The 18355-nt window shown below is 55.2% G+C and carries 13 protein-coding genes; 4 read left to right on the forward strand and 9 right to left on the reverse strand.

The window, feature by feature from the left end; genetic code table 11:
- Positions 1 to 4: 4 nt before the first annotated feature.
- The 8 genes from JMF94_RS05820 to JMF94_RS05855 form a co-directional block, all read right to left on the reverse strand.
- Positions 5 to 1384: a dihydrolipoamide acetyltransferase family protein gene (locus JMF94_RS05820; RefSeq protein WP_240824236.1), complete on the reverse strand. Its 1380-nt coding sequence runs from the start codon at positions 1382 to 1384 to the stop codon at positions 5 to 7.
- Positions 1385 to 1436: 52 nt separating this feature from the next.
- The gene (locus JMF94_RS05825) at positions 1437 to 2216 is read right to left on the reverse strand and encodes an acetoin reductase (protein ID WP_240824237.1); all 780 of its coding nucleotides are present in this window, start codon (positions 2214 to 2216) and stop codon (positions 1437 to 1439) included.
- 99 nt (positions 2217 to 2315) lie between these two features.
- Positions 2316 to 2630 (reverse strand): DUF6506 family protein, encoded by a 315-nt coding sequence (locus JMF94_RS05830; protein ID WP_240824238.1) that lies wholly within the window; start codon positions 2628 to 2630, stop codon positions 2316 to 2318.
- Between the two features lie 48 nt (positions 2631 to 2678).
- On the reverse strand, positions 2679 to 3692 hold the full coding sequence (locus JMF94_RS05835; RefSeq protein ID WP_240824239.1) for an NAD(+)/NADH kinase: 1014 nt from the start codon (positions 3690 to 3692) through the stop codon (positions 2679 to 2681).
- 110 nt (positions 3693 to 3802) lie between these two features.
- Entirely contained in the window at positions 3803 to 4774 is a 972-nt protein-coding gene (locus JMF94_RS05840) for an alpha-ketoacid dehydrogenase subunit beta (RefSeq protein ID WP_276612844.1), read from the reverse strand.
- Between the two features lie 55 nt (positions 4775 to 4829).
- On the reverse strand, positions 4830 to 5792 hold the full coding sequence (locus tag JMF94_RS05845; protein WP_240824241.1) for a thiamine pyrophosphate-dependent dehydrogenase E1 component subunit alpha: 963 nt from the start codon (positions 5790 to 5792) through the stop codon (positions 4830 to 4832).
- Positions 5793 to 5827: 35 nt separating this feature from the next.
- Entirely contained in the window at positions 5828 to 6190 is a 363-nt protein-coding gene (locus JMF94_RS05850) for a Lin0512 family protein (protein WP_240824242.1), read from the reverse strand.
- Positions 6191 to 6206: 16 nt separating this feature from the next.
- A complete protein-coding gene (locus JMF94_RS05855) occupies positions 6207 to 7445 on the reverse strand; it encodes a dihydrolipoamide acetyltransferase family protein (RefSeq protein WP_240824243.1) in 1239 nt (412 codons plus the stop codon).
- Positions 7446 to 7838: 393 nt separating this feature from the next.
- Here JMF94_RS05855 and JMF94_RS05860 point away from each other — a divergent pair, with 393 nt between their 5' ends.
- Entirely contained in the window at positions 7839 to 9926 is a 2088-nt protein-coding gene (locus JMF94_RS05860) for a sigma-54-dependent Fis family transcriptional regulator (RefSeq protein WP_240824244.1), read from the forward strand.
- A 307-nt stretch (positions 9927 to 10233) separates the two neighbouring features.
- On the opposite strand, the gene JMF94_RS05865 is transcribed toward JMF94_RS05860, so the two are convergent.
- Positions 10234 to 11124: a LysR substrate-binding domain-containing protein gene (locus tag JMF94_RS05865; RefSeq protein WP_240824245.1), complete on the reverse strand. Its 891-nt coding sequence runs from the start codon at positions 11122 to 11124 to the stop codon at positions 10234 to 10236.
- Between the two features lie 374 nt (positions 11125 to 11498).
- Between JMF94_RS05865 and JMF94_RS05870 the strand changes: the two genes are divergently transcribed.
- The 3 genes from JMF94_RS05870 to JMF94_RS05880 all read left to right on the forward strand — a co-directional run bounded on the left by JMF94_RS05870 (position 11499) and on the right by JMF94_RS05880 (position 18249).
- Positions 11499 to 13259: a methyl-accepting chemotaxis protein gene (locus tag JMF94_RS05870; RefSeq protein ID WP_240824246.1), complete on the forward strand. Its 1761-nt coding sequence runs from the start codon at positions 11499 to 11501 to the stop codon at positions 13257 to 13259.
- 312 nt (positions 13260 to 13571) lie between these two features.
- Positions 13572 to 14642, forward strand: coding sequence for a 2,3-butanediol dehydrogenase (locus JMF94_RS05875; protein ID WP_240824247.1), 1071 nt, complete (start codon positions 13572 to 13574; stop codon positions 14640 to 14642).
- 544 nt (positions 14643 to 15186) lie between these two features.
- Positions 15187 to 18249: a S8 family serine peptidase gene (locus JMF94_RS05880; protein ID WP_240824248.1), complete on the forward strand. Its 3063-nt coding sequence runs from the start codon at positions 15187 to 15189 to the stop codon at positions 18247 to 18249.
- Positions 18250 to 18355 lie beyond the last annotated feature (106 nt).

Genomic DNA, 18355 nt, shown 5'->3' on the forward strand with positions numbered 1-18355 from the left:
TGCCCTAAAAAAGCAGCAGGGCCGGTTCCGCCAGATATTCCACAAGTGTCTTCAAAAATTCTGCTGCGGGCGCGCCGTCTTCAACACGGTGGTCAAAGGTGAGGCTCAAGCCCATCATGGAGCGGGCCACCACGGCCCCCTCGCGGATAACGGGCTTTTCCACCACGCGCCCCACGCCCAGGATTCCCGTTTCACCGGGCTTGAGAATGGGCGTGAAGAAATCCACCACGGAATGCGCCATGTTGGTGATGGTGAAGGTGCCGCCGCTCATGTCGTCGGGCGTCAGATCGCCTTTGCGGGCGCGACCAGCAAGCAGGCGGGCTTCCCTGGCTATTTCAAGCAGGGTCAGCCTGTCCGCATGGTGCAGCACGGGCACTATCAGGCCCTCGGGCAGGGCAACGGCCACGCCCATATGCACCTCGCCGTGACGGGTGATGGTTTGCCCGTCAAAGGTGGCGTTCATGCGCGGGTGCTTTTTCAAGGCCTTGGAAACGGCCAGAATAAGCATGTCGTTCATGGAAAGGCGGAAGTCTTTGTTCTTTTTGTTGCGGGCCTTGAAGTCGCTGATGATATGCACGCAGGGGGTTACATCCGCCTCGCTCACAAGGGTGAGCTGGGCGGAGTTTTGCAGGCTGCCCAGCATGTTGTCGGCAATGATCTTGCGCATGCCTTCCATGGGCACGGAGCTTGGCTCGCTGCTGCAAACGGCGCTGGCGCAGGTTGACTGAGACGCACCTTGGCCCGCGTTCTGCGCCGCAGCGAACTTTTCAGGGTGCAGGACGCGGTCAACATCTTCGCGCAAGATCTTGCCGCCTTCGCCAGTGCCTGTGAGGGTGGAGATATCCAGCCCTGCCTTGGCGGCAACGGCAGCGGCAAGGGGCGTGATCCTGATTTTTCCGATAACTTCCTGGCGGGCCTGCACATCGTGCTCAACGATGCGGCCTCCAGGGCCGGAGCCTGCGATGCAGGCAAGGTCAATGCCAAGTTCACGCGCCAGCCGCCGAGCGGCGGGAGACGCTATCCCGCCAGTGCTAGAGGGTTGCACGGCGGCTGACGCGTTGGTTTTTGCGGGCTTGGGCGCGCCCGCTTCCGCAGTGGCGGAAGCGGGGGAGTCAGACGCGCCTTCAACCCGGGCGATTGTTTCACCAGGTTCGGCCAGGATGCCAAGCACGGCGCCCACGGCCACTTCCTGTTTGGGCTGCACCATAATCTGGAAGAGCACGCCATCGGCGGGGCTTTCCACCTTGTTGGTGATTTTGTCGGTTTCCACTTCAAACAGATCATCGCCCTGCTTGACTGCGGCGCCTTCGGCCACAAACCATTTGGAAACCTTGCCGGTCTTCATGGTCAGACCAAGTTTCGGCATGGCCAGTTCTATGCTCACTGCTGTTCTCCTGCGATGTTGTGTGTTAGGGCGGAAGGCTGCCTTTTTGCCGTCAGCGGTAAACCATGCCGCCGTCAATAAGCACGGCCTGCCCTGTCATGTAGTCGGAGTCCGGCCCTGCCAGATAGGAAACAAAGGCTGCCACGTCTTCCGGTGTTTCGGGGCGGCCAAGGGCTATGCCTTCGCAGTATTTCTTGTAGGTTTCGCCCTTGGGGGCGCCTGTGATCTTTGAAAAGCCCTCGTCAATGGCTACCCACATGTCGGTGCCGACCACGCCGGGGCAGTAGGCGTTTACGGTGATACCGCTTGAGGCAAGCTCCCGCGCCGCTGCCTGGGTAAGGCCGCGCACGGCGAACTTGGTGGCGCTGTATGCGCCGATAAGGGCAAAGCCATCGTGCCCGGCAATGGAAGAAGCGCTGATGATCTTGCCCTTCTGCTTGCGGGCCATGAATTTGGTGGCTGCTGCCTGAATACCCCAAAGTACGCCGTTGACGTTGATTCTGAAGATGCGTTCAAGCTCTTCGGGGGTGACGTCCAGCAGAGCCTTGACCTGAGCGATGCCCGCGTTGTTGATCATGACGTCAAACCCGCCCAGTTCCTTTTCCGCGTGATCCACGGCGGCAAAAACCTGCGCGCGGTCGCTTACGTCGGCAATAAAGGTGGTGGCCTTGCGGCCGAGGGCACGTACTTCACCCGCTGTGGCAGCCAGTTTGTCCGCGTTCATGTCCACAAGGCAGATATCCGCGCCATCCTTTGCCAAACGCAGGGCAATACCGCGTCCTATTCCCTGAGCGGAGCCCGTAACCAGAACAACTTTGCCGTTAATAGTCATGATCGTATCCTCCGTGTTGCCGTATGCCCGGCGTAAATTGGCGCAAAGCGGGCATGTCGTGGATGGCAGCACCCTGCGGGCCGCAAACTGCTTGTTGCATCAGGCAAAAATTCCGTCGCCGCTGACATTGCCAAGGCCGGGATGAATATCGAAGCGCACAACGCCCACAGGCACCTTGACCGCCCGTGCGACCATGGCCGCGCCCTCGTAGCCAAAGCCGCCGCACAGCTCGATGGCAACGCAACCGTCTTCATCCACGGCCTTTTGCGCCGCTTCAACGGCCTCCCTGTAGGATGTCACGCCGATGGTCAGCAGTTCCACGCCGGGGGTGCGCGTCCAGCTGCGGTGCTCGGCCTTGACGCCGTTGCCTTCGCCACGGGGGCTCAGAAAGATGAATGCAGCCTTGAGTTTCATAAACATGCTCCTGGTGTTGGGGATTCAGGCTTGATGCAGATATGCCGCCTAGTTGGCGTAGCAGACCTGCGCGCCGCGCAAAAACAGCCCTCGTTGCCGGGCGTATTCCATGACGCGGGCCACATCCACCACGCGCATGGTGTCTTCTGACAATCGTATGCTCGCGCGCTGCCCGCGCCGAACCTCCACCTCGCGCTCGCCGTCCAGCGCCAGCACGCAGGGAGTAAGCCCCACCGGCACATCATCGCCCGGCAGCAGCTGGCGCACACGGGAAACGCCCACATCGGCAAACAGACCGGGGCCGATGGCGGCCCGCACGCGGCAGGCAAAATCGGGATCAAGATCAAGGGCCAGACCGCGCGGTTCTTCGGGCGAGATGCTCATGAGCTGCCCGGCTACAGTGGAGAGGCCGATGCTGTCTGGCCGACAGCGGGAAACAACAATCTGGCTGACTCTGGTGATGTCCCATATGGCGCGGGAGCCGAGAAAAAGGTCGTCGTACACAGCCACATCCACCAGAGCGATATCTCGGAACTGACCGTCCACGTGCACTTCAAGCAGGCTGACTTCGCGGCAACCTTCGTCATGCGTTACGCCGCCGCAGGCCAGTACGCCCGCAGCAAGCCCAGCCACCGTGGCTTCGGCCATGACCGGAAAAACGTTGTTGGTGCCGGTGGAGAGCGGCAGAATAGGCGTTTTGCGCGCGCCCTTGCAGGCGGCGCGGCTTGTGCCGTCGCCCCCCATGACGATGATGACCGCAACCCCCTCCTGCTGCATGAGGGCGGCGGCGTTGATGGTGTCCTCCTGCGTATTGTGCAGGTAAATATCCACCGGAGCCACGTTCACAGGCGTTTCCAGAGCTTCCAGATCGCTCAGGGCGCGCGGCACGATGCCGTAGCCCTCGGGCATATACAGAACATCACGTACCCCGGCGGCGGCCAGACCAACCAGAATACGGCGCACCATGCGCACCTTTTCCTGATTGTCAAAAACACTGCCGTGCGCGACGATGCGGCGTATGTCCTTGCCTGATGCGGGATTGGCGATAATGGCTGCTTTCACGGTGGCTCCGGTGGATGTAGGTTGCCGGCAGGGCCTGTAAGAGTTTTTGTGTCTTTGCGCCGCGACGGGGCAGGCCTTGTGCCTGTGCCTGCCCCTTGAACGCGGCTTAATTATCGCAGCGACTTGACCGCAGCGACGATCTGATCCGCGCCGGGAATGTAGGCCTTTTCCAGCGGCGGGCTGAAGGGGACGGGGCAGTAGGGAGCGCCCACGCGCAGGATGGGCGCGTCCAGATAGTCCAGGGCTTCCTCGGCCACCATGGCGGCGATTTCCGCTCCTGCTCCGGCGGTTTTGACGGCTTCGTGCGCAACCACAAGGGCGTGGGTTTTCTTGACGGAATTAAGGATGATGTCCTTGTCGAGCGGCACCAGACAGCGGGGGTCCACCACTTCGGCGCTGATGCCCTGAGCAGCCAGGGTTTCTGCGGCCTGAAGGGCGGAGTGAACCATGAGTGACGTGGCCACAATGGTCACATCCGTGCCTTCGCGCTTCACGTCGCCCTTGCCAAGCTCAATGGGGGTCGCCTCGTCGCCCACTTCGCCTTCCACGCCATACAGAATCTTGTGTTCGAGAAAGACCACGGGGTTGTCGTCGCGGATGGCGCTGATGAGCAGGCCCTTGGCGTCTGCCGGGGTGGAGGGGATGCATACCTTGATGCCGGGAATGTGCATGAACCATGCTTCAAGGCTCTGGGAGTGCTGGGCCGCAGCGCCCACGCCAGCTCCCTGCGGCATGCGCAGCACCATGGGCACCTTGGCCTTGCCGCCGAACATGTAGTGCATCTTGGCGGCCTGATTGAAGAGCTGGTCAAGGGCAACGCCGATGAAGTCCACAAACATCAGTTCAGCCACGGGGCGCAGACCGGCTGCGGCAGCGCCGGCAGCAGCGCCCACAATGGCGCTTTCCGTAATGGGTGTGTCGCGCACGCGGCGTTCGCCAAACTGGTCAAAAAGGCCCTGAGTCACGCCAAAGCAGCCGCCAAACTTGCCCACGTCTTCACCGATGATGAACACGTTTTCGTCCCGCTCCATCTCCTGACGCATGGCATCGTTAAGCGCTTGCAGGTAGGTTTTGATCGCCATATTTTTCTCCATTCTGAAAATCTGAAGGTGGTTTCCGCAGTTTCAGGCAAACGCTTTATGCGTACACGTCTTCCAGCAGGTCTTCCGGCTTGGGGAAGGGGCTGTCTTCCGCAAACTTGACGGCTGCTTCAATTTCGGCGGCCACAGATACGGTGATGGCGTCCAGTTCCGCCTGAGTGGCAGTGCCGGTTTCCACCAACTTTTTGGCAAAACGCGGAATGGGATCCTTGGCCTTCCATTCTTCCAGTTCCTTTTCGCTGCGGTACACGCAGGCATCGCCCTCGAAGTGGCCGCGCCAGCGGTAGGTCTTGCATTCGATGAGCGAGGGGCCTTGGCCCTTGCGCGCGCGTTCCACAGCCATTGTCACGGCTTCGTACACGGCGAGTACGTCGTTGCCGTCAATGACAACGCCGGGCATGTCGTATCCGGCGGCGCGGTCGGCAATGTCGGTGATGGCCATGGATTTGCTCTGCGGGCAGGAAATGCCGTAGCCGTTGTTTTCATTGATAAAGATGACGGGGAGCTTCCATGCGCTGGCCATGTTCAGCGATTCCTGCGTGGTGCCCTGGTTGGACGCGCCGTCGCCGAAAAAGCATGCGCACACGCCCTTGGTGTCTTTGTACTGGCAGCTGAAGGCCGCGCCCACGGCCAAGGGGCCGCCGCCGCCCACAATACCGTTAGCGCCAAGAATGCCGATGTTGAAATCGGCAATGTGCATGGAGCCGCCCTTGCCCTTGCAGTAACCGGTGGAGCGGCCATAGATTTCGGCCATCATGAGCTTGAGGTCGCCGCCCTTGGCCAGGCAGTGACCGTGGCCACGGTGGGTGCTGGTGATCATGTCCGTCTGCTTCAGCGCGGCGCACGCGCCTGTGGCAACGGCTTCTTCACCAAGGTAGAGGTGAACGAATCCGGGTATTTTGCCAGCTGCAAAAAATTTTTGCAGCTCGTTTTCAAAAAGGCGGATCTTAGTCATGGTGCTGAACATTTCCAGCAGAACCTTTTTGTCGGGATGTTTCATGGTACTCTCCTCAGATTGCTGATTGTGGTGCCGACTCAGTCAATATCTACCGACACGGTCAGGGCCGCGCAGGCCAACACGATGTCGCTGCAACCGGGGCTGAAGCAGGCAACTTCAAGGCCAGGGGTGCGCAAGCCGCCCGTAACGACCTCAATGCTCTTTTCCCCGATGGGGATGGCGGCAAGCACGGCCTCTTTGTCCACGAGATCAGGTTCGGGCGCGGCAATGCGCGCGTGCACATGCACGCCCTGAAACGAACCGCGTCCAAGTATCTCCACCAGACCGCACAAACAACTGCGCGAAATGGCGTCCTTAACCGCGCGGGTGGCGGCCTTGGTCATGTTTGCGCCGTGCAGGTCGGCCCCGGTGCCCAGTTCAACCACGTAACGTTGCAGCATTGGATTCCTCCGCTGACTAGCCCAGCATGCGCACGGGCTGTTCAAGCATGTCCGCAAGGGTGCGCAGGAAACTCATGGCCGGGCCGCCATCGGTGACCATGTGGTTGAAGGTGAGGGAAAGGGTCATCATCTTGCGTACGCACACCTGGCCCTCAAAAACTCCCGGTTTTTCCACCACGCGGCCAACACCGAGGATGCCTGTCTCCGGCGGGTTGAGAATGGGGGTGAAGCCGTCCACGCCAAGCATGCTCACGTTGGAAATGGTAAAGGTGCCGCCGGAAATCTCGTCCATGGAGAGGCCGCCCTTGCGGGCGCGGCTGGCTGCGTCGCGCACCTTGGCCTTGAGTTCTTCAAGGCTGTAGGTGTCCGCATTCTTGACGTTGGGAACAATGAGGCCCGTATCGAGCGAAACGGCGATGCCAAGGTTCACATGTTTGTGCATGTGGACGCCGTCTGCCTGCAGGGTGGTGTTCATGACGGGGTGCTGTCTGAGTGCGCGGCACACGGCAAAGGCGATGATGTCGTTGAACGAGAGGCGGTATTCCGGATCTTTTTTGTTGCGGCCCAGCATGGTGTCACGCAGGGCAACCATTTCAGTAACGTCGGCTTCCACAAAAACGGTCAGTTGCGCCGCGTTTTGCAGGCTGGCCTGCATGTTGTCGGCTATGAGCTTGCGCAGGCCGTCCATGGGGATGACTTCGTCCGCATCAGCATCAGGGGCGGAGCAGGGTTGCGCCAGGGCGGCGCTGGTCGGAGCGGGAGCATTTGCGGCTGCTTCGTGAGCGGCGCGAACATCCTTTTCTGTAATAACGCCATCTCGGCCTGTGCCTGTAACCGTTGCCAGATCAACGCCAAGCTCCTTGGCGGCCTTGCGGGCTGCGGGCATGGCGCGGACTTCTCCTTGCGCCGTACTGGCCTGAGCTGCCGATATCTGGCTTTTGGCCCCGGAAGCCGCAGAGGCGGCGTGGCTGGCGGGCGCATCAGCACTTTGCGAGACCGGGGCGGCCACAGCCTCGCCCGATTCGCCGATAATGCCGATAACCTGCATGACCGGAACAACCTCGCCCTGCGGGCTGACAATCTGCAAAAGAACGCCGCCAGCCGGAGACTCAACCACGTTGGTGATTTTGTCTGTTTCCACTTCCAGCAGGGGTTGCCCCACTGCCACCGCACCGCCTTCGGCCACAAGCCAGCGCGCAATCTTGCCTGTTTTCATGGTGAGGCCCCATTTGGGCATCTGCACTTCGTAGGCCATCCGCTACCTCCTTGCGCCGATGTGGCGCACGCGTTTATGCCTACTGGATTGCAACTCTGATACCACTTTATAACAGGTAATAATCAATGAATAATTTAAAAAATACTTTATGCCTGTATTTGATAGTGTTCCAAAATCGAACATAGTAATGTTCTGTCAGGCCAGTTATGATACACTACAATATATAAAAAATTCATGGAGTTGTTTTTAGGATATAATATGAATGTAGCCATGCGCAAAGAGCTATTCCATTTTTTCACGGACGGTGCTATTGCTTAAAACAAAGCTGCGGGGTCGCATTATTCAGAAGTGGGGCAGATGGCCTTTTTGAAGTGGAAAGGCCAGCGAACCGGCATGCTTGTTGAAAGGGCGTGCGCGTCCGGGAGATAAGTCATGTATGTTCTGCAAAGAAATGGCGATGTCTTTGAAATGCGGCAGGAACCCCTGATGGCGGAAGGCGTCAACCGCTCGGGGTTTTTGTTCAACAGCTATAGCGGCGCACCAAGAGCGAATCGGCGGGAAACCTGGGAATCCTTTATAAGAACCGGTAAGATTGTTGACGACAGCCTGCCCAGGCCCATAGCGGCCTCGTGGATGCGTTGCCGCGATCTTGGGGTGGACCCGCTGCTGCCCAAGTGCGCGGAATTTACGCCCATGAGCCAGATCAACGCGCAGGCCGAAGTATACGCGGAACTGGCGGCTGGCGTGGAACGTCAGGTGTATGAGCAGATCAAGGAAAAAGGCCTGCTCATGACTGTATCCGAGGCCAATGGCCGGTTGCTGCGCACCTGCGGCAACAAAGATGTATTGCTTCAGGCAGACCAGCTTTACTTTGGGCCCGGTGCTGTATGGTCAGAAAAAAGCGTGGGCACCAACGCCATAAGCCTGGCCCTTTCTGACGGCATGCCCGCGCAGGTTATGGGCGAGGAACATTTTTGCAGCAGTCATCAGGCCTGGGGGTGTTCTGCCGCGCCCATTTTCACGCCCTTTGGGCAACTGTGGGGTTGTTTTGATATTTCTGGGCCAACCAGCGCCGACCACCGTCAGGCATTGTGGCTGGCTGTTGGTGCGGCCCGCGAGATTGAACGTCTGTTGCTCAATGCCTCTCTCAGCAGCATGGAGAACAAATCCCGCACACTGCTCAGCACGCTCTTCAGTTCCATGCCCATTGGCGTGTTGATGGTGGATGAGGGTGGGATCATCACCTATGCCAATGCCCAGGCAGAGCGTCTGTTGGGCTTTAGCGGCGATGTGCGCGGCGGACGCGCCGAGGCGTTTTTTGACTACACTCTGTATGCGCTCCAGCAGACGGAAAAGAGCAGTCAGCCCGAGGGAGTTCCCCTGCGCTGCCTGACCAACCCGGCCATTACGGCCTGCGCCATGCCCTTCATGACAGGCCAGTCAGAAGCGCGCTACACCCTTGTGACCCTTCAGGCCGGAGTGGAAGCCCGTCCCGCGCCTATTGCCCCCGTGCCGCATATACCGCGCCGAGAAGGCACACGTCCGTTTGGCGAGATTGTTTACCGCAGCGAAAAAATGTCCCGCACGGTGGAGCAGGCGCGACATATGGCCAAAAGCCCTGCGGCGGTTTTGTTGCTGGGCGAAACGGGCACGGGCAAGGAACTGTTTGCCCAGGCCATCCACAAGGCCAGCCGATGTTCCGAAGGGCCTTTTGTGGCGGTAAACTGCGGGGCTTTACCGCGTGAGCTTATCCAGAGCGAACTTTTTGGCTACGAACGGGGGGCCTTTACCGGAGCAGTGGAAAAGGGCCGCCCCGGCAAGTTTGAACTGGCCGACAAGGGAACTCTGTTTCTGGATGAAATTTCTGAAATGCCCCTGGAAATGCAGGTCAACCTGCTGCGGCCCCTGGAAGACCGCTGTGTAACAAGGGTTGGCGGCAAGCAAACCAGAATGGTCGATTTCAGGCTGGTCACGGCCACCAACCGCAATCTTGACGAGCTGATGGCTTCGGGTGCGTTTCGTGAAGATCTCTTTTATCGTATCCACGTGCTCGCGCTGGAGATTCCCCCTTTGCGCGAGCGCAGGGAAGATATAGCCGTTATTGCGGAATACCATTGCAAACGCCTGTGCCGCACCTATGGGCACCCCTTTGGCGGATTTTCTGCCGAGGCTTTGCGCGTGATGGAAGATTACGATTGGCCCGGAAATGTGCGTCAGCTTGTGCACAGCGTGGAATTTGCCGTCAACATGGCGCAGGGCGGCTGTATTTTGCCCGCACACCTGCCTGCGCATTTGCAGTCCTGTGCTGGTGGAACCAATGCAGCCAGCGGGCAACCAGATGGGCAAGCCGTGGCGGCCCTGCCCGGAATGACAGATTTTAACCTGGACAATCAGGAGGCCAAGGTTATCCGCTGCGCTTTGAAGCATTATAATGGCAACATGCTTCAGGCCGCCAAGGCGCTGGGCATTGGCCGCAACACCCTGTACGCCAAGTTGCGCAAGATTGTTCCCGATGGTTAACCCTTCATAGTATTGCCAGATTGCCACAATCCGGCCTGCTCTTAACCTGAGTCCCATTTATGGGGCATGCGGTTTGGAGCAGGCCTTTTTTTGTATGGAGTCCCCGTTAGCTTTCCCCAGTAGAATACCGGGAAAACTAGCCGCTTTAATCATTGCCACTGGAGCATTATTAACTGTCTACGTGATGGGGTGCAGACTACTAGTCGGGAATGTTTTTATTCAAGTTGCAGAAATTGGACTGCATCTAATTTCTGTTTGATTATCGATTAGTGTAAATTGGTCAATATTAATTGCAGGTATTGTTTCCTTATAGTGGAGTGCTTGTATAATTTCTTTTGACGATGCTGATAAGATCAGTAATTGCCTTTCTGCTGTCACCTTTACGGTAAATGCAGGATGCGTGTATGTAGAGTTCCTCGCCTTGTAAGGGGACATAAATAAAGCCGGGGGTGGTTGAGGGCAAGATGCCCCGAGGGAGCAGCCCAATGCAGGCTCCGGTAGAAACCGTAGCCAAAGCAGAAATTAAGCCAGAAGCCTCGTAGGCTATTTCGGGAGTGAAGCCTGCCTGAGTGGTAATGTTGTAGTCTGTTCTTGTGAAATTTTTGAAAAAAGGATCAGACAGGGCAATAAATTTTTCATTCTGCAGGTCGTTCAAACATACGGATTTTCGTCCAGAGAGGCGGTGGGTTGAGGCCATCACCGCAAATAGTTTGAGAGTTTTAAATTTTTCAATGCAAAGACCATCAATCTGGGTGTCATCTTCTGTTCCAATTATACCAATATCAATTGTATTGTTAAGTACGGACTGTACTTGGTTGTGAAAATTGTTTTCATGACATTCGAGCATGCTTACATCGTACTGCCTGCTTCGCAATAATTCAAGTAAATCAAATAAAAGGGTGCTGGCAATAAACCCTAGTTTTATTTTTTGAAGAGGCTCAACGCTTCGACGGATATCTATTAGTCCCTTGTCCATAATTGAAACTACATGACTAGCATGCTTGAATAGTCTTTCTCCTGCAAGTGTTACCTCTACGCCATTAGCAGTGCGAATGAACAGTGGTGTGCCAATCTCATTTTCTGCCTCTTGAATGATTCTGCTTACTGAAGGCTGAGAAGTGTGAAGTAGTTTTGCAGATCTTGAAATATTTTTTTCTGTAGCAGTGACAAGAAAGTATCGAAGGTGTTTCAATTCCATTGTGATATACCTGTTTATATTGTGTTAATGATTTTATATGCAGTATTTTTATCACTAATATTGCTTATATGAATTTTATTTTAATATTCTACTTAAATTATTGCATGAAACGATATTTTGTGTTGTCCAGTGCTGCTTGTTTTTGTCTAACTATCTAAAAATATATACATATACAATATATGTATATTGCATCAAAAAATAATATTTTTCAAGTCTTGATTGTAAATGTAAGGTAAAAATAAGCTCCAATGTTGCTCTTTTTTACTAGGTGTGAAGGTTGCTACAAAATTTCTGTATGGCTTTCATCATGCAGGTAGTTATTGTTAGCTGCCTATTGTATGTCCTAACATCCTTTTCTGGCTTAAGGAACTATCATGATTAGGCATCTTACCCTTCAACAGAAGCTTCTTTCAGGATTTCTTGTTACTTCACTTATTACCCTTGCAGTTGGAATGTTGGCAATTTCAAAAATAGTAATCTTGGAATCTGCCGATTCAAGGCTTTATGAAAAAGCTACTGCCCCAATGAAAGACCTTATTTCCATTGTGGAGAATTATTATAAGATGCGTATTATTGTGCGTGAACTTGCCAATAATGAACATCTTAAAGATATTCCGCAACAGATAGAGGAGATAAATAGAATTCGTTCGTATCTCCATGAAAGGATAGCTTTTGTTGAGAACTCGCTCATCTCTGCCGAAGGTGTAGCAATTATCAACGAATTCAAGCAGGCTTCTGCCACCTATGAACAGACTGCGAATAAAATGATCAGCAAGGTTCTGGACAATAAGTATCTAGAGGCTAGAGCATTACTTATCAACGAGGTCGTTCCTGCTGCTGGCAACTACCAGAAGATCATGGACAATCTTGTGACTACAAAAATCCACTATGCAAAAATACTGGCCGACAGCAACAAGGAGCTGGCAGCAACAACCAGCATGTATATTTATGGCATACTGGCTGCCTGCCTGTTTTTTTCCATTGGCCTTGGTGTGCTATTGACCCGTAGCATCATGAATCAGCTCGGCGAAGATCCTGGCTATCTCGCGCAAGTAGCGGGATCCATCGCTAATGGCGACCTTAACGTTACCTTTCGGGCACAAAGGAAAGCTGGCGGGGTTTACAAGGTCTTGCAGCAAATGGTGCAAGCAATGAAGGACAAGATCCGCGAGGCAGAAGAAAAAAGTCAGGACGCTTACCATCTGGCGAAGGCTGCGCAAGAAGCTACAGGGCTGGCAGAAGAAGCTACGCGAAAAGCTGAACGCGCCAAGGCAGAAGGTATGCTTCAGGCTGCGCGGCAACTTGAGGGTGTTGTTCAGGTGGTATCCTCCGCATCCGAAGAACTCTCCTCTCGGATTGGGCAGTCCAGCCGGGGGGCAGATGAGCAGTCAGGTCGAGTACGAGAAACAGCTGCAGCTATGGAAGAGATGAATGCCACTATCCTTGAAGTCGCGCGCAATGCGCAGGAGGCAGCCAATATTTCTCACCAAGCACGCCAAAAAGCTCAAGATTGCTCTCAAATAGTAAATAATGCGGTGCGCAGTATCGAAACAGTTGAAACGCAATCACTTGCAATTAAAGAGGATATGAACGCTCTAGGTCGGCAGGCTGAGGGAATTGGGCAAGTTATGGGAATAATAGCCGATATCGCTGATCAGACCAATTTGCTGGCTCTCAATGCTGCCATTGAAGCCGCTCGGGCTGGTGATGCCGGACGCGGTTTTGCTGTGGTTGCCGATGAAGTACGCAAGCTTGCTGAAAAGACCATGACCGCTACCCAGGAAGTGGGACAAACAATATTGGGTATTCAGGAGGGGACGCGCAAGAATATCCACAACGTAGAGCAGGCTGGCGTGTCCATTGAAGAAGCCGCAAAGCTATCGGCCAAGTCCGGCGAATCGCTCAAGCAGATTCTGGAATTTGTTCACATGGTAAATGACCAGGTGCAATCTATTGCAACCGCCAGTGAACAACAATCCGCTGCTAGTGAGGAAATTAACCATTCTGTGGAGCAGGTAGCTACTATTTCTGCTGAAACAGCTCAGGCAATGGAGCAGGCATCTACAGCGGTAGCTGACCTTGCGCAGCAGTCCCAGGCACTACAGCGGCTCATAGTTGAAATGAAGAACGGATAACCCTCTCAATCCCGTTCCTTCTGAAGACCGCCCAGAAATGGGCGGTCTTTTGTGTGGCAGCCAATTGCGTTTACCGCCTCGCGACCTGTTGATCTCTCTGTTCCACTTCCGTCCACCATAGTCTTTCCTTGTTCCACTTCAGAACACTGTCAGTGGCTCCGGTATACCTGTCTGCATGTGCAAATTTTCTCGATTGAGCAAGGCCACGGTCTGCCGGGTATGTCCGCTCATCCGCTACTGGCGCGGATTTTGCGGCATGACCTGTGCAAAGAAGAAAGCATTCGGATTCAACATCTAACAAGCGAGGCAGTTATGGCGGAAACCATGCAGGCGGCAGTTTGGCACGGCAAAAAAGACATCCGCGTTGAAACTGTACCCGTTCCCCCCGCTCCGGCTCCCGGTTGGGTTCAGGTCAAGGTCGATTGGTGCGGCATCTGCGGCTCGGATCTGCACGAGTACCTGGCTGGCCCCATATTTATTCCCACCGAGGCCCCGCATCCGCTTACGGGCAAGCAGGGGAGCGTCATTCTCGGGCACGAGTTCAGCGGCAAGGTTGTGGCGGTAGGCAGCGGCGTTGCCAATGTGAAGGTAGGCGACATGGTTGCACCAGATGCCTGCCAGCACTGCGGCGAGTGTCAACCTTGCCGCGAAGGGCGTTACAATGTTTGTGAAAAGCTTGCCTTTACGGGTTTGCACAATGACGGCGCATTCGCTCCCTATGTGAATGTGCCTGCGGAATTGTGTTTTATCATGCCAGAGGGTGTTTCGTCCGAGGCCGGAGCAGTCATGGAACCCTTGGCCACCGGCTTTAAGGCCGTGCGGATGGCTGGTAGCATTTTGGGACTCAATGTGGTGGTGCTTGGCGCGGGAACCATAGGCCTAGGCACCATTATGGCTGCCAAAGCCGCTGGCGCGGGCAAGATTATTGTGCTTGAAATGTCCCGTGCGCGCATTGCCAAAGCAATGGAGTGCGGGGCGGACATTGTGGTGAACCCCAAGGAATGCGACCCTGTTGCAAAGGTGAAAGAACTGACAGGCGGCTCCGGGGCCGATGTTTCCTTTGAGTGCATCGGCAACAAGCACACAGGGCCGCTGGCCATAGATGTGCTGCGCAACACCGGAACGGCCATTATTGTGGGTATTTTTGAAGAACCCAGCTCTTTCAACTTTTTCAGCCTCAGCGGCACGGACAAAAAGGTCATGGGTACGCTGGCCTACACCATTGAGGATTTCAAGGGCCTTGCTGCGCTCATGGCCAAGGGCGTCATCAAGGCGGAAAACCTGATTACCGGTAAGATCGAGCTGAAGGACATCATGGAAAAGGGCTTTCTTGAGCTGATCAACAACAAGGACGAAAACATCAAGATACTTGTGCGTCCCTGACGCGCTCGACGGCGCGTATGAGGGATAATCCTGCTGTTTTGCCACAGTTATTTGTGCGCGGGGCAGGATATGAAAGAGGGGTTGCGGAATGGTCCGGAACCCCTCGGTTAGTTTGAAGGCAGTGCAAAAATTGAACAGTGTTGTTTTCAGGGCAGAGTGATCATCCGCAAAAAGTCGTCTCGTTTCAAACAGGAAGCAGAAAAAAAATTGTAAAAAATAATCTATTTAAATAAAAAGATATTTTTGATAGTAAGTGTCATCGACGATGGGGCAAGTATTCTGCCGCCCCATCTGAAAACCAATCAGTCAACGGCATGAACCTGAAGTAAGGTGCGAATTCTCGCAACACCTAAAAGGACAAAAAATTTCACTTAGCCTTGCCGGAGCATTCATGGGTCATTATTTCTGCGGATATTGGATGCGTTTTTGTCCTGCGTTGTTTCAGATTCTCCTTCTGTTTCTGTGTACGTTAAGTATACCCGTTCATATCAATGCAGCGAGCGCTGACAGTTTTAAAACCAATGAATACTGGAAAAGCACAGGGTTGGATTTCATTCACGCTGCCGATGCATACGCTCTGGGATATACCGGGGCTGGCACCACGCTGGGTATAATTGACTCTTCCGTACGCGGCGACCACCCTGAGCTGGCTGGAAAAGTCATAATGATGGACTTGCCGCTTGATGAGACCACGGGGCAGGAATACGTGCCAAACTGGGCATACGATAAGCATGGCAGTCATGTGGCGGGCATCATGGCAGCCATGCGAAATGGTGTTGGCATGCACGGTGTGGCTTTTGACGCCAACCTTGTTTCGGCAGCCATGCTTGGGGGAGCGTACGGGAGCACCGAAAATCTTGTGACGCCTGATTTGTTGAGCCTCTTTGCTGCGTATCCAGAAATTCGCGTCATCAACAACAGTTGGGGTGCGGATTTTTACCCCTCGCTTGACCCTGCCAAAGATATTCCCGCAGATATCATATCTGCCCAGGATAATGCGATCAAAGCGCTCTGCAAGCTCAGTGAGGAGTACGACAAGGTCGTTGTGTTTGCCGCTGGCAACAGCACCATGATAGCTCCCAGTGTCGAGGGCATGATGCCGCGTTATGTGCCGGATCTGAAAGGCTGGATCAGCGTGGTTTCCCTTAATATTGCCGGAATCACTACAGCGACGGACGGAACACGCACCATTGGTCCGTCTGGGGTCAGTTATTTCAGTAACCTGGGGAGCAAAGCCTCTCTTTGGACCGTTGCGGCTCCCGGCAGCTATATCAATTCGCTCAATGCCACTACCAACGGCTATATGCTGGCCAGCGGCACCAGCATGGCAGCGCCCTATGTGAGCGGCACTGTGGGTCTGGTGGCGCAGGCTTTTCCCTGGATGACCGGTAAACAGCTGGCTGATGCTGTATTGACCACGGCGGATAATACTTTTGTAGCGCCAACGCACCTTGTTCAATACTCAGTTGATAGTTATGGCAATCCCAATAAGGTTGTTATTACTATTATAGATAACAGTGTTCCTGCTCCGAATGATGTGACAATCAAGCAGTGGATTGGAGAAGTTTATCAAGGCGCAACGGCAGTTGCTTTAAAATATCTTGTTGATCAGGGCGATAAAGCAGTGAACAACCTGACCAGAGAAGAAGTATTTGGGCAGGGATTGCTGGATGCGGGCAAGGCCGTGCGCGGCATCGCCCGGCTGGATGCCAACCGTATGTCGGCCTCGGATGTGGTGGCGTTGCCTGAATTGGGCCCTGGCAATTACGCGCTTGAAACGTTTGACACCAAGGGCTACTTCGCCGAATTCAGCAATGATATCAGCCAGCGCCAGTGGAGTGATGCCTACCATCATGCCAGTTTTCTGGCCGGGGCGGACGCCACGGCCCTGCGCGGCAAGGACGTGGGCTTGCGTAAAACGGGTGCGGGCCTATTGGTTCTCAGCGGCATCAATAGCTATTCCGGGGCTACCGTGGTTGACGGCGGAGGCCTGGCCGTGAGCAAAAGGGCAGACGGCACTGGCGGCGTACTGCAAAACAGCGATGTGCTCGTGCGTCAGGGCGGTGTATTGCTGGGTGATGGGGTAATACAGAAGAAAGTCGTCAATTACGGCACTGTTGCTCCGGGCTATCGCGGCCTGACGCTCACGGTAAATAATTACACCCAGTCAGGTCAGGGCACGCTGCAAATCGGTTTCAATTCCAATAATCAATATTCTGTGCTCAGTGCAAACTCTGCAACTCTTGACGGAGCCCTGCGGTTTTCTCCTTCGCCGGGATTTTATGCAGAAAACTATTCAATAAGTATGAACAGTGTGCAGGCAACAAGCTCCACAGGCGCATTTAACAGCGTTGGGGTTAGTTCTTCTTCGCCAACATTGAATTTCAGCGTCGCGTCAAGCAATGGCCTCGGGGCGGCATTATTGGGCCAGCAACGTGCATCAAACGCGTACAGCCGCTATGCCGACAGTACCACCACAAGCCGTGTTGGACGCGCTCTTTACCAGATAGCAGGGCAGGCAACAGGCGACATGCAAAACCTGTTTCAGGCTCTGGACTGGAGCGATGCATCCGGCAGCGGCATTGCTCCGGCAATGGAGCAGTTGAGCCCCAACAGCTATGATGCCGTGGCTCGGGCCGGGCTTGAAGCGCAGCGGCAACTTAACCTGCTTATGGTGCGGCGCTTCTTGGGGGCCAGCGGCCCGCAAGGCGTGAACGGCACTGGCGTGTCCAGCGGTGATGAAGCTGCTGGCTGGCAGGCATGGGCGCTGCCCTTTGGCAGCTACAGCAACATGAACGCCAATGGCGGCTCAGCGGGCTTTACGGCGTCTGGTGCGGGGTCGGCCCTTGGTGTTGACCGCCTGTGGGAGAGCGGACTGACAGCAGGATTTGATGTGGCGCTCGCAGGCCGCCGCACGGAAATCCATAGTGCGGGCGAGGCAAGGGCGGAAACTCTGGCCGCATCTGTTGGCGGGCACGCGCTGTTCAAGCCTCGCTGGTGGGATGGTGCCTATGTGATGGGCATGGCCCGCGTGGGCTTTGAGGATGTGCAGATGCAGCGGGCCGTCAACTTCAATGGCTATGCGCGCAATCACAGCAGCAGATGGACGGGCCTGACAGCAGATACGCTTGCTGGCGGCGGCAAGGACTGGAACTGGGCAACCTCCTGGGGCGGCGTGGAAGCTGGCCCTCTGACATGGCTGGAATATAGCCTGAGTTCCAGGCCGGGATTTACCGAGGGCGGCTCCGGGGCCTCAGCACTCAGGGTTGATGCCGCCACTTACAACAATCTCTCGTCAGTCTTGGGGGCGCATGCAAATCTTGCCCGCACCCTGGATAATGGCACAACGCTCGCATGGGATACTCTGGCAGGCTGGCGGCATGACTGGCTTGAGGGAACGTTCAGCAGCAGCGCCAGATTCAAGGGATACAGTCCTGGTTTTGAAAGCCGGTCAGATATGCCGGGCCGGGATGCCATGCTGATTCATAGCAGTGTGCGGGCGAGCCATACCAGTGGTTTTTTTGCTCAGGTTGAGCTTGGAGCGGAGTTATTTCGATCTCAGAGTTCTTCCTGCTTCGGCGGCTTCAGTTGTGGCCTGGAATTTTAGCGGCTGTTTGCATGATTCATCCATGCCATTGGACTTGTCGTTCTCCTCTACCGATTTACGTTATATGTGCTTTTGATTATCCGCTCCACGAGCTAATCCATTGAAA

It is taken from the genome of Desulfovibrio sp. UIB00, assembly GCF_022508225.1.
In the GTDB taxonomy this organism is placed as follows: Bacteria; Desulfobacterota; Desulfovibrionia; order Desulfovibrionales; family Desulfovibrionaceae; genus Desulfovibrio.